Below are 25,190 nucleotides of genomic sequence, written 5' to 3' on the forward strand. Positions count from 1 at the left end.
GCGACAGCCTGCCCAATTGTTGGTTACGGCAACCAGCTTACAGCGAGCCTGAGAGGCTGCCCCAAAAAGATGTGAGTGATTTCAGTCAGTTGTGATTCCTTCGGATTTGCGAAGATTCGATGGAGAGCACGATGGCCTAGACTGAAACCACCCGACGGCAATATGTCCGTCGGACGAGCCGATATGCAAGCGATGTTACGGATCGCGAATGGGATTTTGTTGCAAAACGCCAAATTGTCCACCAACAACAGCTATCCAGCGCCGCAATCCTACACACTCTCCGAGAAATAATAATGAGAGGACGGTGACGATGACGGGTGTCGATTGAAAAATCGCTTGAGTGAATACGAGTCCGACATGCGCCAACCCAAAAACAAAGATTGCTATCTCCGTCGGGAGCAAAACGCCGCGAGTAATCTGGAGAAATGGATACGCTGTCTTAGAAAGTAACTTCACTCCCCCAGGGCTTCGAAACGCAAGAAAAAGCACAAATGCCGCAAACACCCAAAAACGGATCATCGTTATGAAGATCGGATGATACCTTTCACCCAGATAGTTTGAGAGGCTGTCTTGGGCGGAGAAGAGCAATACGGCCGTTATGACAAACACGTAACCCAGCGTATCTCCACGAAGCCTCGCGAACCGATTGCTGCGTGGTTCCGGGAAATTCAGGTGATCCGGCTCACCGGCGCTGGAATTCGCTCCTCGGTCTTTGGCGACAGATTCAGTGATGCAATTCATCTGAGCGGAGTCTGGGACCGAATCGTTTCTCCTGATCGAGACACGAGAAGATCAATCAATCGGTTTCCGGCGACCGAAAGATCTCCAGAATTTTCGATAACAAAAGTACCCTCGATATCCACTGCGGCCGGTGCGCTTCGCGCAAGGCGAGCTTCTTGAGCTTTGCTCGTCTCACGTCCCCGAGCTTTCAGGCGTGCCGCAAGTACTTTAGGATCGGCTCTGACGCTCACGATCTGTAAGCGGGGGTATCGCGAGTTTGCGGCGGGCAGGATCAATCTTGAGCCGTTCGCGACAACGACCTTATTATCACGGAGCAGATCGTCGATAGTAACGGGCAATCCGTAGTATAGACCATGCGCCCCCCAGTGAAGTGCGAAAGCGCCGTGCAGGGCGGCAACCTTGAAATCGTCAGCCGTCATGGGATTATGGTCTTCGCCCGGAGACGGCGGTCGCGTGACGGTCCGTCGAACGAAGTGAACTTGGTCATCGCTAAGCCGCTCTCGTGCGTAATCGATCAGGCTATCCTTGCCTGCGCCGCTCGGCCCCACGATCATCACCAAACGCCCATTGCGCTCCGCTCCTTTCATTCAACACCCCTTTGCTCCAAGGTAAAGCGCGCCCGGACTGTAAAGTCAGTGAGTGGCTGCTTCTGCTCAAACAGCGTGATTGCATCCACCCGATAATCTTCGGTAAGGAGATCCCCGAAGTGCTCCTGCAGTTCAGACTGCAAAGCGCCTTTCCTGTCAGACAGGCGTCGATCGGTAAGCGTCATATGAAAACGAAACCGATCAAAGACATATGGATAGCCCCAGCGCACCAGGTGCGTCGTTTCCTCGTCGTCCAATGGGTCGAGCAGCCGTCGCTTCAGTTCTGCTTCGTCAACCGCTGCGCGAAAGGGGTCAAATTTCTCGACGATCTCCCTCGCCAAAGCCCGCAGGCCCGGAATTTCATGATGCGGGACGAAGGCGAAAAATCCTCGCATGAAATTAAGTTTGAGCGGGCCAATCGGACATGGCCTTCTCTCCCGGGTAAATTTCGAAAGGGCTTGTTCGAGGGTCGCGATGCTGTTGCCTTTCGCCAGGCGAAAGGGGGCCTTCAACGTTGCGTGGAAGCCATATCGCCTCGGCTGCGCAATGACAGCTTCCCTGTCGGGCTCGATCTCAGGCCTGAGAGCAATTTCGCGCGGCGGGAAGGCACTTCGGCCGAGCCAAGTTTCGGCAGCGCGGGTCAGCGGGTGGTCGGCCGCCGGAGTATAATAAATGGCATACCAAGTCTCCCTTGCAGAATATCCATCTGGAACAGCCTGTCCCGGCTCGCTCCTCTCAACAAGTTTCATTTCACGGCTCCCCCGGTAAGTCCTTCGACAAACCATCGCTGGGCGGAGAGGAATGCGATGATGAGGGGAGCGACGACAATAGTTGAAGCCGCCATTAACGGTCCATAATCACTCCCCGTATCCTCGTTCTTGAAAGCCATGATGCCGAGCGGCGGCGGCATAAGGCTTTGGTCACGTACCGCAATCAGCGGCCAGAACAGGCTGTTCCAGTGAGAAACGACGGAGAAGATGCCGAAGGCGATCACTGCGGGCAGTGCCATCGGTACCATGATCCTGCCGACGATCGCGAGCTCCGACAAGCCATCGAGGCGCGCGGCATGGACGACGTCATCGGGAATAGTCTTGAAGAACTGCCGGAACAGGAAGATGCCAAAGGGCGAAACGACGTAAGGGAAGATCAGTGCCGCATAAGTGTTGAGGATCCCGAGCTTGTAGCCGAGGATGAACAGCGGCAGTGACAACACCTCGTGCGGAAGAAGAAGCGCAATCAGCACCAGGGCGAACAGCAAGTTGCGACCAGGGAAGTTCAGCTTGGCGAGCGCATAAGCCGCCGGGGCGCAGACGGCAATCTGAAGCGCGAGGATAGTCCCGCAGACAAAAATGCCGTTGAGCATGTAGCATGGCAACGGCGAACTTGTCAGCGCCTTGGTATAGTTCTCGAGCCCGTAGAACTGCTCCGGCCAAAAGCTGAAGGTGGCACGAAAGATCTCGCCTGGCGGCTTGATCGACAGAGACACCATCCACACGAAGGGTACCAGGATCAGCGCACCTGTGATGAGCAGGACGGCATGTCTGATGATGGCCGCTGGTACGGCGAGGTCTCGGGTATGGGATATGCTCATTAATAGTGAATCCTTTTGTCCATCGCCCGCGCCTGGATCAGAGTGAGCGCCACGACGATAAGCAAAAAGACGACGGCGACGGAGGCGCCGTAACCGGTGCGCAGATACTGGAAGCTCTCGCGGTAAAGGGTAAAGAGTAGCATCTCTGAGGCATGCCCCGGTCCGCCTTGGGTCAGAACCTGCACGGTGTCGAATGTCTCGAACGCTTTCAGCGACACGACGATGAAGACGAACATCGTCACCGGTCCCAGCATCGGAAGCGTCACGGTGCGGAGGCGGTCGAGCCACAGATCCGCGCCGTCAATGTCCGCTGCATCGTAGAGGTCCTGAGGGATCGACTTCAGACCTGCGAGGAACAGCACCATGGCGAAGCCCAGATTCTGCCAGATGCCGATGACGGCGAGCACGGGAAGCACCGTGTTCTCGTCACGGAGCCAGTTGGCGGTCGGAAGACCGAGCGTGACGAGCGCCTGGTTGACGAGGCCGATGGTTGGATGCAGCAGCGCCTCCCAGGAGATCGCCATCGCCGTCAGCGTCGCCATGAAGGGCAGGAAGTGGACGGCGCGATAGAAGGCGCGAAAGCCCTTGCCGCTTTCAATCAAAAGGGCGATCGCAAGGCCGAGCACGATCGTTCCCGGCACGACAATAGCGACATAAACGGTGGTGTTGACGAAGGAGGCGCGGAAGCCTTCATCGGCGAATACTTCCCTGAAATTGTCGAATCCGACAAAGGAAAGCGTACTTCCGCCGAAGTGCCAGTCGGTAAGCGCGATGGCAAAGACGGCAAAGACCGGCAGGAAGAATAGGACCACAAGCAGGACGAGCGCCGGACCGGCGAGAGACCAGGCCGACAGGGCCTCCGCAATGCGCTGATTGCGCAGCGCCCTGCGGGCCGCAACGGTGTCCGTTGCGACGCCGGCCCTTTCCGGCACCGTCGAAGAAGCCATGGTCATTGCATGCGCTCCTTCATCCGCAGCACCTTTGCATCGCTGTGGTCGTTACCACGCAGCCGTCGGCCATCGGTGGCGAACATAAGCAAGCGATCCGGCTTGACGCCGAGATGCAGGGTCTGGCCCGGGCTGATCTGCGGCGCGCGCTCGGCCAGCAGCCTGGCGACAACCGGCTGATCCATTGCGGGAACATTCAAATGGACGAAGAGGTCGGAGCCCATGTGCTCGACCAGCCGCACGGCGCCGGTCAGAGCGTTCGGGCCGTGGCCTTCGACAACATGGAAGGCCTCCGGGCGGATGCCCAGTGTGAGGCCGGTTCCCGATGCAATGTCGCCCGACACCGTGAAGTGAGTGCCGGCGGTGCTGGCAAGCCCGGCCTCCAGGACCTTGGCGTCGAGCATGTTGATCTTGGGTGAGCCGATGAACTCGGCGACGCGGCGATCATCTGGCTCGGCATAGATCTCCTGCGGCGGAGCGACCTGCAGCAGCTCACCATCGAGCATCACTGCGACGCGATCCGACATGGTCATCGCCTCGGACTGATCGTGGGTGACGTAGACGAAGGTGACGCCGAGCCGCTGGTGCAGTTCCTTGATCTCCGCCCGCATCTGCACGCGCAGCTTGGCGTCGAGGTTCGACAGCGGCTCGTCCATCAAGAAGACGGCGGGTTTACGCACCATGGCGCGGCCAACAGCGACGCGTTGGCGCTGGCCACCGGAGAGCTGACCGGGCTTACGGGCGAGCAGATGGCCGATGCCAAGCGCCTTGGCCGTGCGCATCACATCGAGTTCGATCTCGGCAAGGGCCGGTTTCGTGCCGGGCAAAAAGCGGCCCAGCAACGGCAGGCGCTGCCAGGCCGAAAGCCGCCGCATCCTGAGCGGAACGCTCATATTGTCCTGCACCGTCATATGCGGATAAAGCGCGTAGGACTGGAAGACCATGGCGACATCGCGCCGTTTCGGACGCACGCCATCGACGACGTGATCGCCGATCGCTACCGACCCACCCGTCTGCACCTCGAGCCCCGCCAGAATGCGCAAAAGCGTCGACTTTCCGCAGCCTGACGGCCCGAGCAAGGTCAGGAACTCGCCATCGGCAATGTGAAGCGAAACGTCGGAGAGCACGGACGTTAAAGCAAAGGATTTCTGTATATTCTCGAACTTAATGCTCGCCATGCGCTGCCGTCCTATGAAGCAGTTGAAATCGCAGTCGTCGGCATGAGTGCGGTCCGATGCGACTTTCTAGTGTGGATAAGGGTGCAAGACAAGGTCCTGTCATACGATGGCCGCGCATTTCGAGAATCCTCGTGTTGAGTGACTGACAAGGGGACCGGCCAATTCAAATAGCCTGTCGCACACGGCGTCACGGACTTCATGGTCATGAAATATGCCGACCACGGCGGTTCCGCGGCCTTTGGCATCGTTGATTAAGTCAACAACGGTTGCTCGATTGGCAGCGTCTAGGGAAGCCGTCGGCTCATCGAGCAAGAGAATGGGGTAATCGATGACGAAACCACGAGCGATGTTGATCCGCTGCTGTTCGCCGCCCGAAAATGTCGCAGGAGCCAAGGACCAAAGGCGTTCTGGTATGCGCAATCGCTCCAGTATGGCAGCGGCAGCAGCGCGCGCTTCAATTTCGGAGGCGCCTGCATCCAGCAACGGCCCGGCGACTATCTCGAGTGTCGATACACGAGGGATGACCCGCAGGAACTGGCTGACGTATCCAATGGCCTGCCGCCTCAGCTCGTTGATCTCCCAGTGCGTTGCCTTGGTAATATCAATGATAGTCTCATTGAAGAGGATCAGGACCTCGCCTTCATCGAGTTTATAATTTGCATATAGTGCGCGAAGTAGTGTTGATTTGCCTGCGCCCGACGGGCCGTGCAAGCAAAGGCATTCGCCGGTACCAAGGTCAAATGATACGTCATTGAACACGGGAATAACTGCCCCACCCTGCGTATGCAGGGTGAAGCTCTTTGACAGTCCCGTCGCATGAAGGACGCTAGGCTGATTGTTACACTTCATATTCGGTTCTGTTCTCTAGATGCTCTGAGAGGCTCGCCCCAAAAAATCGGATATCTCTGCCTTGCGGGAGCGTTGGCGCCTGCGCGGCTGTGTCCTTCGCGCTTCCGAAACCAGTGAAACGGCTTCCACGGGCAAACTCGTAGTACAGAGCGGCGCCATCCTGCACCCAGTTACCAAGATCGAAATCCACCATCCGACGCGGTTCATGCACCTGCGCGCTAACCTCCCCGCCAAGCTGCAGCTCAGTCCATCCCACGCGCTTACGGCCACCAAACTTCGGTCGCCACTCTTCCATCATATCGGTGACGAATGCGGTGCTCGACGCCCAGATATAACGCACGCCATCAATGGTCCGATCCCGGCTTTGATGCATGTCGCCGCTGAGGAAGAGCTGGATCTTGCCGCCATTAATGTAGCGGCCAAGCATCGTTCTCGTTTCTTCCGGCATGAACCAACCGGTGTAATCCACCTCTGACAGCGCGTTGTCACAGACGGCGATATGGGAAAGAACGGCAACCTGTCGCGTTCCTGCATCCAAGATTGCCTGCTCCAGGAATGCCTCCTGCTCAGCTTCCGATGGCAAGCCCGAGCCAAAGATCATGCTGTTAAGCCCGACTAGTCGCCAATTGCCGAAATCAAAGGACCAGAAGTCCTTTCCAATGGCATCCAGATAAGAATTTCGATGCGCTTCCGTCACCCGCGATACAACATGCGCGGAGGTGGCGAGATCGCCGATATCGTGGTTTCCGGGAACAGCCAACCATGGGCACGGAAGACGGTCTAGCTGTTGCCTCGCAAACTGAAGATCCGCGGCATTGCTTGCACCATCGAGAGTAATATCCCCGCCTACGATGACGAGTTCCGGAGGACGTTGAGACAACTCGTCGAGAAGGATTTCCCAGTTGAACTGGAAGAATGGTCTGTCTTGGGACAGATGTGGATCGGAAACGAATGCAATAGACGGAGAATTCGACATGATTTTTCTGCCTCTTGTCATCAATAGACGGCGCGCCCGGCGCTCCAAACCGACTGGACAACCGGAAGGCCGTTGTGCATCCGCACCCGAAGAATGTCGGCACGTTTTCCGACGGCAATTTCTCCTCGATCATGAAGACCGACGCACTCTGCCGGAGTCGACGTCACCGTGGCCACGGCGCGAGGCAACGACCAACCGATCTCCTCGTCGGTCAAGAGGAACGCCGCATGCAACATACTTGCCGGAATGTAGTCGGATGCCAGAATATCGAGCAGGCCCAGTTTTGCGCATTCGCCAGCTGAGAAATTGCCGATATGCGATCCGCCCCGCACAATGTTCGGGCCTCCCATAACAACCTTCATGTTGCGCGCCCGAGCCTCCGCTGCGGCGATCCGGGTCGTCGGGAATTCTGAAATGCGATTGCCGAGTTCTTCAGCCTCCAGCACTTCTTCCGGGATCGTGTCATCATGGCTTGCGACAGCGATCCCTTTCCGGTTGCAGATTTCGGCGATGGCGCGACGGTTGGGCGCGGCAAAACGATCGCGTGCCTCCTGCCGAGCCGCAAAGATAGCGTCGAGCGCATCGTCCGAGGCGCCAGTGCGGCGCTTCTGGTGAGCCTTCCACTTGGCGGGGTCCGGGAATGTTCGTTGACCCGGGGTATGATCCATCAGGGAGACAAGCTTCAGAAGAGGATTGTCTTGCAATGCCGAAAACCGCTCGACGATATCGGGTTCGATGATCTCGCAGCGCAGGTGCATGTAATGATCTGCTCGCAAAAGACCTGCGTCCACTGCTTCCTTCATGCCCGATATCATGCGCGACAGGGCCGCGTTCCGGTCGCTATCGAATTCTTCTCCCACCAGTCCGAAACTGTCGAGCATGGTGGTAATGCCGGAGCTGATGACTTGAGCATCGTACGAAACGGCCGCAGAAAGAGCATGCCAGTATACGCCGGCGCGTGGCATGATATGCTTTTCCAGATGATCGCTGTGAAGATCAACCAGGCCCGGCATGAGGACGTCGCCATCAAAGTCGACAGCGTCGACGGGCACCTGCTCTGTTGCATTGATCTCAGTGATCAAACCGTCCTCGATCGAGACGGTCCCCTCTACTGTCTTGTCCAAGAGTACGACTTGCGCATTGCCGAAAGTCATCTTCGTCATTTCTATTCTCCAATATGCAATTGAATTAGGCGCGCAGCACTGACGACACGAGTAGTTGCGTATAGGGGTGATGGGGGTCGTCGAGGATCTGATCTGCGATGCCCTCTTCGACAATCGCGCCAGACTTGAGGACGATGATTCTGTCAGCCAACATCCGCGCGACGCCAAGGTCATGAGTGACAAGCAGGACAGCAACTTTCAGGTTGCGCACCAGTTTTCTGAGAAGATCGAGGATTTTGGCCTGGACCGAAACATCAAGCCCGCCCGTCGGTTCGTCCATGAGAAGCAGCTTCGGCCGCTTCACCAAGCTGCGCGCCAGCTGCAGCCTTTGCTGCATGCCGCCTGAAAACGAACCTGGTAGATCATCAATGCGGTCGGCGTCTATTTCGACGCTTTCAAGCCAGTCGTTGGCGGACTGCCGCATGGTCGTGAACTCCCGCAGCCCGAGCAGGGCAAGCGACTCAGCGATGTTTGCGCCAGCCGTGACGTTCATCCGCAGACCGTCCTGCGGCCGCTGTTGGAAGAAGCCGACATCAGACCGGAGCAGACGAACGCGCTCCTCCTCTTGGAGAGCCCATATGGCTTGGAGGACACCGCTTTCGTTTTGAATTTCGACGACGCCGGCGTCCGGCTCGAGCTGCCCCCCAAGACATCGCAGAAGCGTACTCTTTCCGGAACCGCTCTCGCCGAGAATGACGACGATTTCACCCGCAGCAACCTCAAGTGAGGTATGTCGACATACCAAGCGGTTTGGAGCAAAGCTTTTGCGAAGATCGGTCGCGCGTAAGACAATGTGAGGGCGGGATATGCCGTTCATGGCCGATCTCCGGAAGTCTTCTCGCGCCGGGCCGCACAGAATGAGGTGTCGGAGCAGGTAAAGCTGCGTTCACCGTCGTCGCCGGCGACTATGTCAAGATATGTCTCGTCTGACCCACAAAGGCTGCACTTACCCGCCGGTCGGCTCGGGGAAAAAGTTTGGTCGTCAAATGAGAGGCTCTCAACCCTCGTGTAGGGTGGGATCGCATAGATGCGACGGTTGCGACCAGCGCCAAAAAGGACCAGAGCTGGGCTGCCATCAAGCCTAGGATTATCGTAAGTCGGAATGGGTGAAGGAGCCGCGAAATAGCGTCCGTTTACGCGCACTGGATGGTTTGTGCCACTCTTGGCGTCACCAGCCCTGACTTTATCTTCATAAAGGCGGACATACAGCATGCCGTAATCCTGAAAGGCATGTTGCCGACGAGTGATCGCGTCGGACGGTTCCATGTATCGCATCGGCTCTGGCACCGGCACCTGGAGCACAACGATCTGGTTTTCAGTGAGTTGGTCTTCCGGAATCCGATGACGGGACTGGATGATGGTCGCGTCCGCCGTGCGGAAGGTTGTCCTGATATCGGTAACCCGCTCGAAGAATTTTCGAATGCTGGTTGCATTGATGGAATCGTCCGCGCCTTGGTCGATGACCTTCAAAACGTCGCCCTGGCCGATCAATGCCGAGGTCACCTGCATTCCACCCGTTCCCCAGCCTGGAGGGAGTGGCATCTCGTAGCCAGCAATCGGAACCTGAAACCCGGGAATGCAGACGGCCTTCAGAATAGCGCGCCGCAACGCCCGTTTCGTCGTTTCGTTCAGATATCCGGAATTGTACTGACTCGGCGCTTCTCGGCCCGAATTCATGGGGATCATTGCTGGTCCTCCTTATGACGGGCGGCTGCCTGGATCTCGCGCAGCCGCTCGACCTCAGCCTGATAGCTGACGTAGTGGGGCAGTTTCAGGCTTTGAAGCAGGCCGGCGGCATCAACGCCATCGGCGTTCGACAGTACGAACTGTTCGTCCTCGATGGGCGCTTGAATGGTCTCGCCGAGTTCACGCCCTCGCAAAGCCCGATCGTTTACGGCGATCGCCATTGCGCGTCTTTCACTGTAGCCAAAGGCCAGCCCATAACCCCTGGTGAACCGTGGCTCGGCTTTCTGGAGATCCGGTTTCTTATTGAGGATCTCGCACTCGCTCAGCGTCACCCGCGCAATCGTTATCGCAAAACCGAGCTCCGGAATGACGTAGTCGACGTTCACCTTTCCAATTCTTACCTCTACGCAAAGTGGGAAGTTTTGCCCCCACCCCTGCAATGTAGAGTTGGCCAGGCCGGTCAGGAAACCTTCGTCGGCCCTCGCCAAGGCCTGCAATCTTGCGTCTCGGGGAACCGGATGGGCGATTGGGGCCTGAGTGATATCCGCAACCTGCTCGAACCGGTGGGCCGGCACTAGCTCTTCCGCGATGCCTTCGGCGGCCAATTGCGCGGCGACATGGGCCACATAGACAGGCTGACCCTCCAGCTGGTCCAACGATGCAGCCGTCTCACGCCGCTTCTCATTGTTGAGCAGCCTATGGCTGTAGTCATAGGTAGCACCAAGGAACTGCTCGCCGGGGGCTTGTTTGACGATCGGAGATACCCGGCGCTCGATCATCATCGAGCTTGTGTTTAGCGGCTCCGAATACCCGGCTCGCGGTAAGGTTGCTCGAAACGTTCGCAACAGAAAAGCAGCTTCAACAGAATCGCCCTGTGCTTGTTTCAATGCCTGACTGGCCGCGTGCCGGTCGTAGATGGCGCCCTCGTTCATCGCACGATCGACGGCCAGCGATAGCTGCTCGCTGATTTGATCATTTGACAGTTCAGGTATCGACGGATCACCACGACGCTGCTCGAACACGCGACGTTCCGCATTCTCAATCGCTTGTTCCCCGCCCCGGATCGCTACGAGCATTTTGTGGTCCCCCGAACCGAACGCGGCAGTCCCGTGAGTCTGGCGCCATCAAAAAAGATCACATCGAGACCAAGAGGAAACTTCGAGGCATTATCTAACCAGGCCGACCAGAACCACTTCGGTAATCCTGACGGAGCAATGGATTTTTCATCCTTGATGCCCGGACCGGAGAGGCTCGCCGGCTCACCGTCAGTAAGTGACGGCACCTGTATCAGAAGGGTTGTTGACAGGTTCGGCTCTAGTAATGTGCCAAAGCGAAAGGCTTTCAGGTCAAGCAGAGCTGGCGCATCAGCAATTAGCGCGAAATCCGCCTCTGATGGGTCGCTGAGCTGCGGAACTCCGTTTTGCATCCGCAGGATATCTCGAACCTCCTGCGTATTGAGGGCAGGGTCAAGCCAGACCTTTGTTTCGTTATCCAACAGGCACAGAGCAGCTGCAAACAAGCTATCGCCCATCGCCGTTGGCGTGTTGCTGAAAGGTTCGGTACTGATGATCTCACCAGGGTAACTGAACGCCCTCAACACTGCGCGGAACGTCGACTGAGTCTGATACGCAGCATTTGACCGCGAAGATTTCCCACTCATTAGCGGACTCCAGCGATTGACATCGAGAAGGAAACTTCGGTTTCACGCACCTTTGTTGCGACTTCCGACTGCGAAATCCTGTCAGCCTGCTGTGCGGATAGTACGATATTTCTTGCCGATTCAAGCCATGAGCCGTCTGGCCCCAGCATCATCGCATCGACGACTGCTGCGATCGCGGCATGCCGCTTGTCCCGTCCTCCGATACAGCCGACGCCGACAGTTCCGTCTTCAAGCTGCACGGAGCAACGCGTCACCGTCATTTCGCCGAGGTTGAAGCATCCTCCCTCGGCATCCGCACGGGCGCGCAACATGACAGTCTCGAACTGCGGTTCGCGGATCCAGGTAAAGTCAGGCCTTACCGGGAGGGCTTTCCAGCAATTCGACAATAGCGTCGGGGAGGCAGTTGCAAGGACTGACATCCAAGTACCACGGTCCGAGAAAAGAGAAGTTTCTAGCGTCATTAATCTGGTTACGTCCACAGCGCCCGATGGAGATCATTGGGTCGCCGGGTCATTACCCTATTCCGCCGAGGTGATCGTAACGTCTGAGTGACGAAAGCTAGACAAGCCTGCCGGTCATACAAACGGATGCCCGGCGTTCGCATGATTTTTGCTTACGGTGCGGTCTTTATATATTACATATCGTTATATCGAACCACCAATTCGACCCAACGTGCTGACATGCGTATGACCGAAAACAGAATTGGCCTGCTGGTGTCGTCAGTGATGATGTTCTTAACCTGCAGCACCGGCTGAGAGCGAGGCTGGGCCAACAGTGAAGCATCGGATCGAGAGGCTTGGCCAGTCGTAATTCGGGACTCGTATCGAATGAAGTCATCGACACCGAGCCTTTTCAATCCATTCGGAACGGACTGGGTTTCCGCGATCGCTTGATCGATGCCGTGGAACCGCGGAAGCGGAAAATATACTGAGCTGACCATGATTGGATTGTCGTCGACGACGGTGCGAAGGTCGACGCGACGGACATACTGTGCTTTTGAAAGCTTCAACGCCGCGACTATTTCCTTTGTCGGCCGGATTGTCGCGCTCTCCAGAACATCCTCTCTCCCGATGCGATCGAGGCCTTTCAAGATCAACGGAAAGGATTTTCGCGACGACATCGGATGTGAGATCACCCGCTCCTGCACGAAGCTCCCATGTCCGTGTTCGATCCTGACGAGCCCCTTCTCTTCCAAGACCTCCAGCGCACGGCGAACCGTATTGCGGTGAACATCAAAATGCTTTGCAAGTTCCTCTTCCGTGGGCAGCCGGTCACCCGGCGACAGGCGTCGCTGCAAAATATCCTTCTCTATCGACAGGGTGACTTTCTGCCAGAGATGTAAAGCTCTCTTCATCGGGATAGGACTGGCCTCGTCGTCGGTCACCATGACATTTCCTTGTATCAGATCCTATGATTGTCGCATGCCGCCGTCAGGTCGTGAAGGGTGGGAGCATGGATGACCGACAGGGTGTTACAAGGTATGTCACACGGACTTCACCTCTCAAAACCTTGCTTGCACTATGTTCTCGCCGCCAGAACCACCGAAAACCGCGATGATCTCCGAACGGCTAGCGCCATTCGCGATGGACAATAACTGGCGGTAAAAGAGAACAACAACGCTATTGGAGAGCGACATGCATTTCCGGTCAAGCCGACGCAATTTTCTGAGAGGGGCCGCAGCTCTGACAGCAGGAACGGTTGTATCCGTTCCAGCTCTCGCGCAATCGAAACCCATTACTTTGCGGATTCTCACAAGCACACCAAAGGAACTTTACGACAATCTCAGCGCCGACTTCATGGCGAAACGTCCGGGCATTCGAGTGGTCGTGGACACTCCCTCTCCCGATTACGATGACCTAACACTGAGGGTATTACGCGCTTCCATCACCGGTGACGCACCGGACGTCGCTTTTCAGGGGTTCAACCGCATCAATCTCTTGGCGCAACGTGGTCTCGCGGTGCCGCTCGATCCCTTGATCGAAGCCGAAGGAGACCTAGCATCGCTCGGTTACCAGGCGTCTCTTCTGGACATGACGAAGGTCGCCGACAAATCCTATGGGCTGCCGTTCGCGATCTCGTCGCCAACGCTCTTCTACAATCTGGACCTTGTGGAAAAGGCTGGAGGCAACCCCGATCGTTTGCCGTCCGATTGGCCTGAGATCATAGAGCTCGGAAAAAAGATCCGGGCGCTCGGCAATGGGGTCATGGGGCTGCACTATGCTTACATAGGCCACTCCGGAGCCTGGACATGGATGGCCCTCATCATGAGCCAAGGGGGCACTATTCTGACTGCCGACCAACGGGATGTTGCCTTCAATGGACCCGAAGGCCTGTGGGCGCTCGAGATGTTCCGGCAATTTGGAGAGGCCGGCCAGATCGAGATGTCGTTGGACCAAACGAGACAGGCATTCTCGGGTGGAACCATGGGCATTCTTGGCACTGCCAGTAGTTATCTCCGTTCGGCCGAGAAAGCTGCCGATGGGCATTTCACGGTTCGTACGGCTAACCTACCAATGAGGCCGAATGGAAGGCTGCCGACAGGCGGGAACGCTGCCATGATCTTGGCCAAGGATCCCGTTCGACAAAAGGCAGCTTGGGATTTCGTCAAATTCATGACCGGTCCGGAGACCCAAACGAAGTTGGTCAGTACGACAGGATATATTCCGGCCAACAGTATCGCGGTCAACCAGCCTGAGATGCTCGGAAAGTTTTTCGCGGATCACCCGAATGCGATGGTCGGCGTCCAGCAATTGCCAATCTTGGGGCCGTGGCCGGGCTTTCCGGGCGAGAACGCGATTAAGATCACTGATCTCATCCGGGATCATATCCAGTCCGTAGTGACACTGCGCCGCGAACCGAAGGCGGTACTGGACGACATGGTCCGCGAAGTTCGGGCTCTCCTACCGCAGGCTTGATCAGGCAAGCCCCCAGATCCAATAGAAAGGCGAGCCGTCAACGCTCGCCTTTTTCTCTTCCAGCTACAGCGTTTGGATCATTCGGCATTGCGGATGGCAACCGACCATGCGCGCGCGCCACTCATATGACTGGGTCGCAATTCCCCATTGTCGGCAAATCCGATCAAACTGAAACCGTGATGATCGAGGTGGGCTTTTATTTCAAGCGGCAGCATGAACCGATGGTCACTTTTCTCTACTTCGATTACCTCATCACCCATCCACCAGGTTCTTTGGAGATGGAACAAGGAATTTGGCAAATCTGTTGAGATCTCGGCATCTCCCCGGTAGGAAATGCCGTCGGCTTCCACATCAATGGACCAGTTGCGCCCGCCTGAGGCCCCGGACAGAAGGGCGCAGGGATTAACTCCCTCAATGACGAGGACGGAGCCTGAGTGGGTGTGATCGACAAGAACCTGCATCGTCTTGCGGACATCTTCATGCGTCTTTGCATGACTGAAAACGCCACCAAGCATAGTAACGGCGTCGAAACGGCGGCCTAGATGCAGGTCGCGCATGTCCTCAAGCCCAATCGTTGCCTCTGGATTTCTTTGGCGTGCGGCTTCAACCATCACCGGCAAGGCGTCAATGCCGCACAGTTCGACATCGGGATTGGCAAAACGAGCGAGCGCCAGCCCTGTGCCGCAACCGATATCCAGAACAGAGCGCGGCCGCCGTTTTGCAAATCGATGTACAAGCTGGAAACAATCCTCAGCCCATTGCGCTGCTTGAGGATAAACACGCTCATACCACTCCGCGCTTCGATAAATGAAACGCATCGGTACTATGGCGTTTCGATCCTCGGATATATTGTTTTCCATAGGTATTCCCTCGATGAGATTAGAATATGGAGTTGCTAAAACCTCCTAAGGCCGCCTTTCAGTCGGACTTGCCGACCAGACCTTCGAGGAATCGCCGCATATCCGACGGCGGATTATAAAAGACGGGAGAAATCAGTAGCCGCATACCGTCATGCGCCGCTTCGACGGCTTGAAGGACTGCGGCTTCGAAGCCTTCTGCGCGAATAACTCGTGGCGTACCTCTGCCGGTTTTGGCAAGGGTCCGCTCGATCACATCGCCGCCTTCGTCGAAAAGTACAATGCTTTTTGCTTTTCTGAGCAGCATTTCGCAAAATAGTCCCAGGTCGGCCTTCTCCATTAGGCTGCTGACCCGCTTTTCTCCGCCCTGCGATTGAAGCACGCCTCCGGAGACAACAATCAGCGAATTGTCCGGAAAAGTCTCCAGACCTTTCAAGGCTTTGCGAGGATTCATGCCGATCGTGTCGTCGTATATCTCGACGCCGTTTAGCGTGCCGAGAAATTGACACCGCTGGGGCAAGCCTCGGAATCTAATCAGACCGTCGCGCAACGTTTCCCAGTCGACCCCTAGCTCAATGGCAACTGTCGCAGCCGCCAAAGCATTTGGAATATGATGCGAAGGCACTCTTAATTCTGAAACGGGGCAAATCCTGTCGTACCTTCCCCTGCAACGCGAGGCGATATGACCGTCCGCGACTACGACTCCATCTGTTATGTTGTCCAGTGCGCTGAAGTAGATTTCGCGTCCCCGCCCGAGCCCGTGAAAATTTCCGCGGACTTCAGGATCATCGAAATTAAGCACCGCCACGTCGCCGCTCTTCTGAAAGCGCAACAGATTTTGCTTTGCACTTCGATAGGCTTCGAGGGAACCGTGCCAGTCCTGATGATCCGGAAAAAGATTGGTGACGATCCCAATCGAAGGGCTAGTCGTGACATAGTCCAGGTGATGGCTGGTCAATTCAACCACCGACCAGAGAGTATCATTGCGTGACCCGATTGCTTCCAACATTGCTTTTCCAGGCCCGGAAGGTGTGAGCCTATAGTCCGTCGAACCGAGGACATCAAACCCCGAATCCCGCAGGATTGCGGTCAGCAGAAATGTCGTCGTCGTCTTTCCAGCTGAGCCCGTCACTCCGATCGTGGGACCGGACGCATCGCGCAGAATAGTATCCGCGAGATTGGTTAGTTTGATGCCCTTGGACCGGGCGTGATCGATAATGAGATCCCGCGGCGGCGTCGAAAGGGAAACGAGGAGCGCTTCCGCATCGTCAATATCTGTAATCTCGGTTCGGAGGCGGAAATCGACCTTTCCGCCTTCATCACCAAAAGTCTCTTGAACGCTTTCGGGTTCACCGTTCCCCGCGTGAAGAATGGTTACGTGCCTGCCGCGACGAGAAAGGTACCGGGCCAGAGCCAGCGCGTCCTCGTTCACAGCGTCGATCAATACATGCAGATGTCCGTCAGAATGTCCGCTCTGGCGACCGTAAACTGAGTTGTCCATAGACTTGCCGTCCCTCATTGTCGGAAATCACAACCGCTGATCGACGACTAAAGATGCGAAATTTCATCTACAAGGCAGATCGCATATGACCGCCGGAGAGGTCTAAGCTTCTTCATCCCACTGTTATGAGCCACCAACTGTGGACTCTGGGACTAAATTTTTCTCCAGCGGCAACCGGAATCACCGGACGCAAGTTCTCCGTCTGAAGCGATTGCGAGTACTCTAAACAGTTTCTTTAGACGCAAAGCAGCCAAGGCCAAGATAGGGAAGCTCAACCAACCCTGTTTTTTTGATATGTTTCTCGACAATTCGGCTGACCCGAGTAGCAAATTCCTCTTCTCCGATGGCGGCTTCCGCCTTCAGCGAAGGCGTCAAAGCCATGACCGAGTCAAGGACCTGAACGGGCGTTTTCATCACTGACCAAGTAAAAGCCGAACCGTGTACGTCGCGAAACAGGCCACTCTGCCGAATTTCTGCGATCGGTTCGAAGACCTCATAGCGACCCGCCGAGTTGCTGTGCGCATTACGACGGAACCCCGGCACCAAGGCCTCAAGCAAAGAATAGATCTCGCCCCCGATTCCTCCTGACGAATCTCCCCAGCGATATTCGACCAAGGCTAGCCACCCTCGAGGCGCCAGGACACGAAAGCTTTCTAAAAAGAAGGCGAATCTGTCAAACCGATGGGCGGCACATGCCGCCGCTACCAACGCGGTCGAACCGGAAGAAAAAGGAAGCTGCTCTGCTACTCCGTCGAGGAAGCGGATGTTTCCGAAGCCGACCGACAGCTCTTGGGCAACGCGCCGCATTTCAGGATTAGGCTCAAGGCCGATCACATGCCTTCTAGGTACGAGTCCGCGAGCCAACGGCCGAGTGAACAGACCCGTGCCGGCTCCGACATCTACTGCGGGAAGGTTTGGATCTAGATCCGCGATCAATGTACTGATGTGGTCGACCATTGCTGCCGGATATTCCGGACGACTCTCATAACGATTTGCCAAAATCGCAAATTCAGAAATGTAGCCCGGTGCCTCTCTGTGCTCGTCGAATGTTGTCATCGTGGTGCCTCCAACGGTAGCTAAGTTGTCATACATCGAAAGCCTCAAGATGCGCCCATTGAGACACCTGTCACCGCGTTGCGAGGCACTTTGCTGCAACTGCTTACCGCCCCACTGACCTGTCTCGGGATGCTGTATTGTAGTTTATCAAATGGATCTCACTGCCGAAGTTAAGTTCCTGTCCAGCACAACGAGAGCATGCTCGAGCAATACGAGGGTTTCTGGATTTCCTATACCAATTCTAATAGCTTCCGAAGGACGGAAAGACGGGGTAGTATACGAGTTACTTTCGGCTATCTGCACGCCTTCGCTTTTTATCGCGTCTGCCAATTCTTGACTGGATGTTCCTGCAGGCAGCGGAAGCCAAACATGAAGGCAGCCGGGATCGGTGGCATACCTGCAGTCACCAAGTATCTGGTCGAGAAGCTGGTGCCGGATACGCAATTCGTTCTTCACGGCCGTCAGGATCACCAAGTCGTCGCCACGCCGGATCAAATTGGACATCAACGCTGCGCTCATCGGCGTCGCCATCCAATAGGTCGCGCGAACACCGGGCCAGAACACACGGGCGGCTTCGTTGGGTGTCGGGGCGACGACATATGCCAATTTGAGCCCGGCCGCGAAACTCTTCGCTGTACCCAAGAGATACCAGGATATTTCCGGCGCGATCGCCGATATGGGCGGTAAAGGCGATGGGCTTAAAAGGCTATAGATATCATCCTCGATGATCTTGACGTCATAGCGCCTGGCGATCTCCGCAATTTGCCGACGCCGCTGCAGAGACATCGTGACGGTCGTGGGATTCTGATAGGTGGTGACAAGATATATCGCGGCAGGATTTGCTTTTTGGCAAACACCCTCAAACGCATCTGGCTCGAGCCCGTCACCGTCGATCGGCACATCAACCAACGGAACTCCGTACCGCTGAGCAAAGGTTCGCACCGGCGGATATGCCATCTGCTCGACTGCGAGCGTTCGCCCTTCGGGGATGATCCCCGGGAGGATCATGTGAATGGCCGCTTGCGTACTATGCGTCAAAACAACACGACCTTCGACCGGTGGTGTTCCCAATCGTCCGGCCGTGAATTCCGCCCCTCTCAACCGGTCGTCCTCGGTGCCTGTCCAGCGGTGTGTCTTCACAAGGGCCGAAGGAGAAACACTCAGAAGCAATTCTTCAAGCACATCCTTGAAGATTTGATCAAACGTCTCGGGGACCGGGGGCGGGTGGTTGAGATTGAGACGGATCAAACCATTTTTATCGACGCATCTGTCGGGCATCGATCCAGCAGGGATGTTTAACTTTCTCATTTCTGTAGTCCTATGCTCTCAATTACGCTCATCTGCTTCTGTTTACAGCGGCTTGGCGTCATTCCCTCCTACCGCTAGGACAGCAGAAATCGCGACCGCGAAAACCGTTGCAAAAGGAATAGCGCGCCCTCGGATAGAAGGGACCTTTATCGCGGTGGTCACATGCAGCGCTGCCAGTATGATGAATGCTATTGGCAGGCTGATCTGGAATCTCTCGATCGAAAACATCGGCCTCGCGAGCAGCAGCAACGCCAGAAGCGGCGCATCATATGAAACTGGCACGCCGATGAATTTCGCATCGGCCGTCAGCCCGACATTCTCGAAGTAGCTGAGCCGTACGGCGCCAGCCATGATCAACGCCGCGACTGCGACGAAAGACAGAACGCTCCCCTTTCCGAGAAGTATGATGACGATCGATGGGAAAAGGATGCCGTGGACAAAATCTCCGAATCCGTCAAAACTCTTCCCGAAATCCGCCGCGCCTGGCCGCCGGCGGTCCTTCGTCTTGCGCGCGACATGTCCATCCCAGTGATCAAGGAACCAAGTCCAGAGCATGGCCGCCGTGCCGAGTTCGACATGGCCGTTTATCGCAAGGAAAAGCCCGATGGCCGCGAAGATGTAGCCAACAGCGGTGATGGCATTAGCGTAATCCTTGAGATAGCGGAGCATCAGCGCAATCCCCCTGGCAGTTCGCCTCGGTCGCACGCCTTCCGATTGGAACGGCCGTTCGAGAACAGATTTTCAGCTATCCGCAGGTCGGCCTCGGTGTCGATCTCGAACCACCGAATGTCGGAGCAGTCGACAGTCGAAAGACGAAGCTCGCCGCGATCAAGCAGACCCGCCTGGATCTGTTCGACGTAGGCCTTGGTGTCGCCGGCATCGACGGCACATTGCAGAGCCGGCATGAGGTGGGCGCGCGACGTCGCGACTGAAAAAGCGGTAATGTTGATGGTCTTGAAGAGACCTAGCGCTCGCGCCGCTTGCGGGGTCTGGTTCATGACGAATGTCGAAACAAAACCGTCGGCGTCGAGTTCAACGGCTGAGCCGCTCATCGCCGTGGCGAAGGAGGCGACGGCGGCGACATTCTGGTCAGCCAGCGAACGCCCCTGATTCTGAAGGGTGCGGCCCAGTACCTCACCGTCAAAAAACACATCGCCTTCGATGAAGACGGTGTCGCCGCAGAGAAGCGTGTCTCGAGCCATCCAGAGCGAATAGGCGCTGCCCGTGCGATCGAAGATCGGATTGGCAACGTAGGAAATGTCAACGTTCTCGAACCGACGGCCGCAGGCCTCACGGATCACCTCCTGCCGGTAGCCGACCACGATCGTCGCCTCTGACACCCCATGCTCCGAAAGCTGATGCAGAGTGTTGTGCAGGATCGGTGTGCCGAGCACCTTCACAAGTGGCTTCGGTACAAGATTGGTGTGGGGGCGAAGACGGGAACCAAGCCCCGCAGCGAGAATGACGGCCCCTGTTACCTGCGTCATGATCAAGCTCCGCTTCGGGAAAAAGCATCAACTGGCCGCTGACGGTCGTTTAGCGCGTTGAGCGTTTCAACCAGCGCCTCGAGCGCCGGGATCAGAAGTTCGGGCGGCGCACCAAACGATAGGCGCAAGCCTGCCGGATCGCCGAAGGTCGAGCCCGCCACCGAGGCGACACCGGCTTCATCGAGCAGGATTCGTGCGATGTCATCGACGCCTTGGACGGGACTGCTGATTGGCAGCTTGGCTATTAATTCGCTCAGGTCGAGATAAAAGAAGAAAGATCCATCGGCCGCTGGCCTACGAACGTCCACAAGGCGCGATAGAACCGCAAGGCCGTCCCGCCGCGCCGAAGCCAGGCGGTTGATCATTTCCCGTTCAAATGAGCCGTCGGAGAACTTGAGGTGGTGCAGGATCGCATGCTGGGCGATCACGTTAACATTCGACGTCATATGGCTTTGCAGCTTCTTTGCTGCAGACACGATTGCGGGCGGGGCCGCGAAGTATCCGACCCGCCAGCCCATCAATGCGAGTTCCTTAGAAAAAGCATTGACCAGAATAGTCTGCGCCCGGACTCCGGGGTGGGCGGTGACGATCGACTGGTGTCCGTGATCGCTAAAGACGAAGCTTGAATAACACTCGTCCGACACGATCCAGAGCTGATAGGTGATGGCCAGGTCGCCGATCGCCTGCAGGGTTGCCCTATCATAAACTGCGCCAGTCGGATTGTTTGGAGAGTTGAGAATAATCGCCTTTGTGTGGGGAGTCACGGCGGCGCGAATGCCGTCGATTGTCGGCACGTAGCTTGGCGGCTTCACATCGATAAACACGGGCTTTGCGCCGGCGAGCAGAACCTGTGAAGGAATTGTTGGCCAGCAGGGGCGGAAGATGATCGCCTCGTCGCCAGGATCGAGAACGGCCAACGCCGCGTTTAGGAGCGCTTGCTTGGCGCCGTTGGTGATGGCGATGTTCTCGGCGCCCCACTTTACTCGCGTGCTCGCTGACAGCTTCTCGGCCACCGCTGTCCGCAAGGGTGGAATACCAATTGAATCGGTGTAGCGGTTAAGGCCGGCATCGATCGCAGCAATGGCGCCGTCGCGCACTGTCGGCGGCAGCCCGATGATTACCTCGCCAGCGGCAAGATCAACGATCTGTCTTCCGGTCCCCGCGGCAATCGCAACAGCCTCGCGAGCCGCAGCCGTTCCTGACCCCGAGAGCGAAGACATCCGTTTTGCAAGCATATGCGCCTCCTTAATCGATCGTCGATATCCGGCACGCTGCTTCAGCGCGGCCGATGCCCACCATGTACGCCGGGTAAACACCAATCTTCCCCGGAAGGCGGTTCGTCATAGCGCCCCAGGTCCAACATTTCGTCGATGATTGCCACCTCCTCCGGCTCAATGCTTGCGCATGCTTGCTTCGGTGTGACGCAGTCACATACGGCCCGCATGCCTGCGACCGAAGCCTGCATGGCATGATCGGCCCAGATCAACATGGAAATGCCAGCCTCGCTAAATACTGAAACCGGTGTGTGGCAGTCGTTCGTGACTACGATCATGAGCGGAAGCCTCTTCCATTTTTTCCCGAAGGCGGAAATCTCGCCAGCGTCCGCCTTTGGAGAATGGATGAGTATGGCATCGGCGCCGGCGTGCACATAGGCGTGAGCACGCAGCAGGGCCTCGTCAAGACCGTGACCAGTCAACGCCATGGTGCGGGCAACAACCACAAGGTCGCTTCTCGCAGTGTCCTTGATCGCTTTCAGGCGGCCGGAGAACTCATCGATTCCGGCCAGCGCGTGACGATTGCTGACGGCGTTCATTTTGGCGTCCCCAATGCACACACCAGAGGCGCCGCGCTGCAAAAGCTTCGCTGCTAGTGACCGCGCACTAAGGTTCCCGAAGCCATAATCGCTATCGACGAGAATCGGCAATCTGCTGACGTCTGCCATGCACTCCACCACGTCGAGTACACGGGTCCAATCTGCCTCATTGGCGTTGCGGTAGCCGAGGCTCGCCGAAATGGACAGCCCCGACGCCCAAAGGCCCTTGAAGCCCCCCTGCTTTGCGATCGCCGCGGAAAGCCCGTCATGCGCCCCCATGAGATAGGTCAGGTCGGATGAGGAAATCAGGTTGCGGAGCGTTTTTGTCGGGTCCTCAATGGGGCCAATGCTCTTGGGAACAACAACAGTCTGATCCATGGTCATGCTTCCCTCGGAAATCTACCAGAGCGGTGCGCCGGAACAAACCCATTGGAGCAAGTTGCGTGCCGGATTGGCGACGCCTTCTGCGTGGCGCGACTTGCCCTCACCGATGGCCGGAAGTTGCCACTTTTTGGTTGGACCTGCGACATTCATGTCCGGTTTCGGACACAAGAGCCGTGGAGATCTCTTCGAACCTCCCAGGGAACCTAAGGTCGCTAAGGCAACCTAACGTCAGCACCTGTGTTCGCGTGCATGGCTAACGACCTTCAACGCACTCTGTCAGAGATTTCGGACAAGCCAAGGGAATGCTCACGACAGTGAGATTTCCTGCTTTCTGCCAATGGCATGGCTCTTGCTGGACCGATGTGCCGGCTGAGTTCGCTGTTGCGCCGGCCGCAGCCAAAAAGCTGCGCACCAGTTTTTCTTCTAGAGGAGCACCGTTGATGACCAAAAAGACCGAGGTTCCGTCCGTCACCTTTCGAACGCGCGTTCGCGATGACTCCATAGGGGGGCCAAACCCATACCGCTGGGAAGACTATACGTCCGACGATTATTTCAGCGGCAAGCGCGTCGTTCTGTTTTCGCTGCCGGGCGCTTTCACCCCGACCTGCTCAACCCTCCAAGTCCCTGATTTTGAAGAATTATATGGCGAGTTCAAGAGGTACGGAATCGACGAGGTCTACTGTCTCTCGGTCAACGATGCATTCGTCATGAATGCTTGGGGCAAGGCGCTGAGGCTGGAAAACGTCAAACTCATTCCCGATGGCTCGGGAGAGTTCACGCGCAAGATGGGCATGCTGGTCGCCAAGGACAATCTTGGATTCGGTATGCGCTCCTGGCGCTACGCGGCCGTGGTCAACAATGGCGTCGTGGAGCAGTGGTTCGAGGAGGAAGGTTTCTCCGACAATTGTGAAACCGATCCCTATGGCGTGTCTTCACCGCAGAACATTCTTGGATCGCTGAAGGACTCGGCCGTCGCTTGATCCACAAGGGTTCTCGCCTCGCAGCTACTCTCACGCACGCCAGTCCGTCGCTCGATCGGAGTTCGGTTCAATCATGAAGTCCTTCACAAGCCTTCAACAGCGTCAGCAGCAAACGCTGACTATGACGCCCCAGCTCATGGAGTCGATTCGGTTGCTCCAGCTCGCGCATTACGAGTTGCATCAGTTCGTGGAGCAGGAATTGGAGAAAAATCCGTTTTTGGAACTGGCGTCAAACGATGGCCCCGCTCCTGGAGATGTGTCACCGATTTCGGGGGAAAATCCGAACATCGGCACGCGCAAGACCTCCGTTGATGGGTCGACCGGGGCCGAACTGCCCGGTCAATGGAAGTCAATCCGAGACACAGCCAATGTTCCCGCGGCTGACGGCCCTTCCCTAGCGGAGTTTGCCGCCAGCCCCGAAACATTGCATGACCATGTGGCTCGTCAGATTGCCCTCACGGCATTCACTCCGCAGGAGCGGTTCATTGCTCGGGAACTTGCCGGCCATTTGGAAGACACTGGCTATGTTCAGGTGAACCTTTTTGAATTGGCTAAGAAGCTGAATGTCCCGGAGACGGTTGTGCAACGGACTCTGGGGACACTGCAGCTTCTTGATCCGCCGGGAATTTTCGCGCGAAATCTCCGCGAGTGCCTGGAGATACAGTTGCGTCAGCGAAACCGTTTCGACCCGGCAATGGCAGCTTTGGTCGCCAACCTTGAGATGCTTGCGCAACGCAATTTTCGAGCGTTGAAGCGTTATTGCGGAGTCGATGAAGATGATCTTCTCGACATGATGCATGAGATCCGCACGCTCGATCCCAAGCCTGGAAACAGGTTCCAATCCGGAGGACCGGAATACATCATAGCCGATGTTTGGGTCCGGCCTTCGCCTGGAGATGGATGGAACATCGAGCTCAATCCGGATACGCTGCCCAAAGTGCTGATCAACCAGACCTATTTTTCGGAGGTCTCTCGCCTGACCACTCAAAACGCGCAAGATCAGGCATTCCTCAACGATTGCTTCCAAAACGCGAGCTGGCTGGTTCGCAGTCTTGATCACCGCGCCAAGACGATCCTCAAGGTTGCAACGGAAATCGTCCGCCAGCAGGATGTCTTTCTGGAGCATGGCATCGCTCATCTTCGACCGCTCAAGCTGAAAGCCGTCGCTGAAGCAATCAACATGCACGAGTCGACGGTAAGCCGCGTGACGTCGAACAAGTACATGCTCACGCCGCGCGGCGTGTTCGAATTAAAGTATTTTTTCACCGTCGCGATCGCCTCTTCACAGGGTGGCGACGCTTACTCCGCCGAAACTGTACGCCATTGCATCAAATCGATAATCGCCGCAGAACCGCTCGATAAAGCGTTTTCCGATGACGAGATCGTCGCCAGGCTCAAGGAAAGCGGCATCATCATTGCGCGTCGCACCGTCACAAAATATCGCGAGGCGATGAACATCCCCTCCTCCGTGCAGCGGCGCCGCGAAAGGCGTGCGGGTTTGTGCTGATGGC

At 56.7% G+C, this 25,190-nt stretch carries 26 protein-coding genes and 1 pseudogene; 4 read left to right on the forward strand and 23 right to left on the reverse strand.

Translation table 11 applies throughout. The annotated features are described in order from the left end of the window. Window positions 1-91: 91 nt before the first annotated feature. A pseudogene (locus OLZ32_RS32715) lies at window positions 92-221 on the forward strand (IS5/IS1182 family transposase); the annotation flags it as partial. Here OLZ32_RS32715 and OLZ32_RS32720 read toward each other — a convergent pair. From OLZ32_RS32720 to phnF, 15 genes are all read right to left on the reverse strand, one after another. Further along, a complete protein-coding gene (locus OLZ32_RS32720; protein ID WP_264424457.1) occupies window positions 196-741 on the reverse strand; it encodes a DMT family transporter in 546 nt (181 codons plus the stop codon). The pseudogene OLZ32_RS32715 and the gene OLZ32_RS32720 sit on opposite strands and share 26 nt — an antisense overlap. Then, window positions 738-1,328: a phosphonate metabolism protein/1,5-bisphosphokinase (PRPP-forming) PhnN gene (phnN, locus tag OLZ32_RS32725; RefSeq protein WP_264424458.1), complete on the reverse strand. Its 591-nt coding sequence runs from the start codon at window positions 1,326-1,328 to the stop codon at window positions 738-740. Before phnN ends, OLZ32_RS32720 begins: the two co-directional genes overlap by 4 nt. Beyond that, complete coding sequence (locus tag OLZ32_RS32730; RefSeq protein WP_264424460.1) at window positions 1,325-2,077, reverse strand: DUF1045 domain-containing protein; 753 nt, start codon at window positions 2,075-2,077, stop codon at window positions 1,325-1,327. Before OLZ32_RS32730 ends, phnN begins: the two co-directional genes overlap by 4 nt. After that, window positions 2,074-2,919 carry a carbohydrate ABC transporter permease gene (locus OLZ32_RS32735; protein WP_264424462.1) on the reverse strand — a complete coding sequence of 282 codons (846 nt, stop codon included), beginning with the start codon at window positions 2,917-2,919 and terminating at the stop codon, window positions 2,074-2,076. The genes OLZ32_RS32730 and OLZ32_RS32735 overlap by 4 nt, the downstream gene beginning before the upstream one ends. Continuing rightward, the gene (locus OLZ32_RS32740; protein ID WP_264424464.1) at window positions 2,919-3,872 is read right to left on the reverse strand and encodes a carbohydrate ABC transporter permease; all 954 of its coding nucleotides are present in this window, start codon (window positions 3,870-3,872) and stop codon (window positions 2,919-2,921) included. The genes OLZ32_RS32735 and OLZ32_RS32740 overlap by 1 nt, the downstream gene beginning before the upstream one ends. Then, window positions 3,869-5,044, reverse strand: a complete 1,176-nt coding sequence (locus OLZ32_RS32745) for an ABC transporter ATP-binding protein (RefSeq protein WP_264424465.1) — start codon at window positions 5,042-5,044, stop codon at window positions 3,869-3,871. Before OLZ32_RS32745 ends, OLZ32_RS32740 begins: the two co-directional genes overlap by 4 nt. A 99-nt stretch (window positions 5,045-5,143) precedes the next feature. Beyond that, window positions 5,144-5,893, reverse strand: coding sequence for a phosphonate C-P lyase system protein PhnL (gene phnL, locus OLZ32_RS32750; protein ID WP_264424466.1), 750 nt, complete (start codon window positions 5,891-5,893; stop codon window positions 5,144-5,146). Continuing rightward, window positions 5,883-6,869: a metallophosphoesterase family protein gene (locus tag OLZ32_RS32755; protein ID WP_264424467.1), complete on the reverse strand. Its 987-nt coding sequence runs from the start codon at window positions 6,867-6,869 to the stop codon at window positions 5,883-5,885. Before OLZ32_RS32755 ends, phnL begins: the two co-directional genes overlap by 11 nt. A gap of 20 nt (window positions 6,870-6,889) precedes the next feature. Beyond that, complete coding sequence (locus OLZ32_RS32760) at window positions 6,890-8,032, reverse strand: alpha-D-ribose 1-methylphosphonate 5-triphosphate diphosphatase (RefSeq protein WP_264424468.1); 1,143 nt, start codon at window positions 8,030-8,032, stop codon at window positions 6,890-6,892. A gap of 25 nt (window positions 8,033-8,057) precedes the next feature. Continuing rightward, window positions 8,058-8,849, reverse strand: a complete 792-nt coding sequence (locus OLZ32_RS32765; RefSeq protein ID WP_264424469.1) for an ATP-binding cassette domain-containing protein — start codon at window positions 8,847-8,849, stop codon at window positions 8,058-8,060. Then, on the reverse strand, window positions 8,846-9,718 hold the full coding sequence (locus OLZ32_RS32770; RefSeq protein ID WP_319641145.1) for an alpha-D-ribose 1-methylphosphonate 5-phosphate C-P-lyase PhnJ: 873 nt from the start codon (window positions 9,716-9,718) through the stop codon (window positions 8,846-8,848). Before OLZ32_RS32770 ends, OLZ32_RS32765 begins: the two co-directional genes overlap by 4 nt. Then, window positions 9,715-10,794, reverse strand: a complete 1,080-nt coding sequence (locus OLZ32_RS32775; RefSeq protein WP_264424470.1) for a carbon-phosphorus lyase complex subunit PhnI — start codon at window positions 10,792-10,794, stop codon at window positions 9,715-9,717. Before OLZ32_RS32775 ends, OLZ32_RS32770 begins: the two co-directional genes overlap by 4 nt. Continuing rightward, entirely contained in the window at window positions 10,785-11,378 is a 594-nt protein-coding gene (gene phnH, locus OLZ32_RS32780; protein ID WP_264424471.1) for a phosphonate C-P lyase system protein PhnH, read from the reverse strand. Before phnH ends, OLZ32_RS32775 begins: the two co-directional genes overlap by 10 nt. Next, entirely contained in the window at window positions 11,378-11,839 is a 462-nt protein-coding gene (gene phnG, locus OLZ32_RS32785; protein ID WP_264424528.1) for a phosphonate C-P lyase system protein PhnG, read from the reverse strand. Before phnG ends, phnH begins: the two co-directional genes overlap by 1 nt. A 173-nt stretch (window positions 11,840-12,012) precedes the next feature. Beyond that, window positions 12,013-12,765: a phosphonate metabolism transcriptional regulator PhnF gene (phnF, locus tag OLZ32_RS32790; RefSeq protein WP_264424472.1), complete on the reverse strand. Its 753-nt coding sequence runs from the start codon at window positions 12,763-12,765 to the stop codon at window positions 12,013-12,015. A 247-nt stretch (window positions 12,766-13,012) separates the two neighbouring features. Here phnF and OLZ32_RS32795 point away from each other — a divergent pair, with 247 nt between their 5' ends. Next, complete coding sequence (locus OLZ32_RS32795) at window positions 13,013-14,293, forward strand: ABC transporter substrate-binding protein (RefSeq protein ID WP_264424473.1); 1,281 nt, start codon at window positions 13,013-13,015, stop codon at window positions 14,291-14,293. Between the two features lie 77 nt (window positions 14,294-14,370). On the opposite strand, the gene OLZ32_RS32800 is transcribed toward OLZ32_RS32795, so the two are convergent. From OLZ32_RS32800 to OLZ32_RS32835, 8 genes are all read right to left on the reverse strand, one after another. Continuing rightward, a complete protein-coding gene (locus tag OLZ32_RS32800; RefSeq protein ID WP_264424474.1) occupies window positions 14,371-15,153 on the reverse strand; it encodes a class I SAM-dependent methyltransferase in 783 nt (260 codons plus the stop codon). Window positions 15,154-15,211: 58 nt separating this feature from the next. Further along, the gene (locus tag OLZ32_RS32805; protein WP_264424475.1) at window positions 15,212-16,651 is read right to left on the reverse strand and encodes a Mur ligase family protein; all 1,440 of its coding nucleotides are present in this window, start codon (window positions 16,649-16,651) and stop codon (window positions 15,212-15,214) included. A 222-nt stretch (window positions 16,652-16,873) separates the two neighbouring features. Then, window positions 16,874-17,707 (reverse strand): class I SAM-dependent methyltransferase, encoded by an 834-nt coding sequence (locus OLZ32_RS32810; RefSeq protein WP_264424477.1) that lies wholly within the window; start codon window positions 17,705-17,707, stop codon window positions 16,874-16,876. Between the two features lie 147 nt (window positions 17,708-17,854). Continuing rightward, entirely contained in the window at window positions 17,855-19,015 is a 1,161-nt protein-coding gene (locus OLZ32_RS32815) for an aminotransferase-like domain-containing protein (protein WP_264424479.1), read from the reverse strand. 42 nt (window positions 19,016-19,057) lie between these two features. Next, on the reverse strand, window positions 19,058-19,684 hold the full coding sequence (locus tag OLZ32_RS32820; RefSeq protein ID WP_264424481.1) for a CDP-alcohol phosphatidyltransferase family protein: 627 nt from the start codon (window positions 19,682-19,684) through the stop codon (window positions 19,058-19,060). Continuing rightward, the gene (locus tag OLZ32_RS32825; protein WP_264424483.1) at window positions 19,684-20,502 is read right to left on the reverse strand and encodes a phosphocholine cytidylyltransferase family protein; all 819 of its coding nucleotides are present in this window, start codon (window positions 20,500-20,502) and stop codon (window positions 19,684-19,686) included. Before OLZ32_RS32825 ends, OLZ32_RS32820 begins: the two co-directional genes overlap by 1 nt. Window positions 20,503-20,504: 2 nt before the next feature. Beyond that, window positions 20,505-21,737 (reverse strand): pyridoxal phosphate-dependent aminotransferase, encoded by a 1,233-nt coding sequence (locus OLZ32_RS32830; RefSeq protein ID WP_264424484.1) that lies wholly within the window; start codon window positions 21,735-21,737, stop codon window positions 20,505-20,507. A gap of 41 nt (window positions 21,738-21,778) precedes the next feature. After that, window positions 21,779-22,693, reverse strand: a complete 915-nt coding sequence (locus OLZ32_RS32835) for an isocitrate lyase/phosphoenolpyruvate mutase family protein (protein ID WP_264424485.1) — start codon at window positions 22,691-22,693, stop codon at window positions 21,779-21,781. Window positions 22,694-23,139: 446 nt separating this feature from the next. Between OLZ32_RS32835 and OLZ32_RS32840 the strand changes: the two genes are divergently transcribed. Further along, window positions 23,140-23,679, forward strand: a complete 540-nt coding sequence (locus OLZ32_RS32840; RefSeq protein WP_264424530.1) for a peroxiredoxin — start codon at window positions 23,140-23,142, stop codon at window positions 23,677-23,679. A 73-nt stretch (window positions 23,680-23,752) separates the two neighbouring features. Further along, window positions 23,753-25,186: an RNA polymerase factor sigma-54 gene (rpoN, locus tag OLZ32_RS32845; RefSeq protein WP_264424486.1), complete on the forward strand. Its 1,434-nt coding sequence runs from the start codon at window positions 23,753-23,755 to the stop codon at window positions 25,184-25,186. Window positions 25,187-25,190: the final 4 nt, after the last annotated feature.

The sequence above is a fragment of the Rhizobium acaciae genome (assembly GCF_025941625.1).
In the GTDB taxonomy this organism is placed as follows: Bacteria; Pseudomonadota; Alphaproteobacteria; order Rhizobiales; family Rhizobiaceae; genus Rhizobium; species Rhizobium acaciae.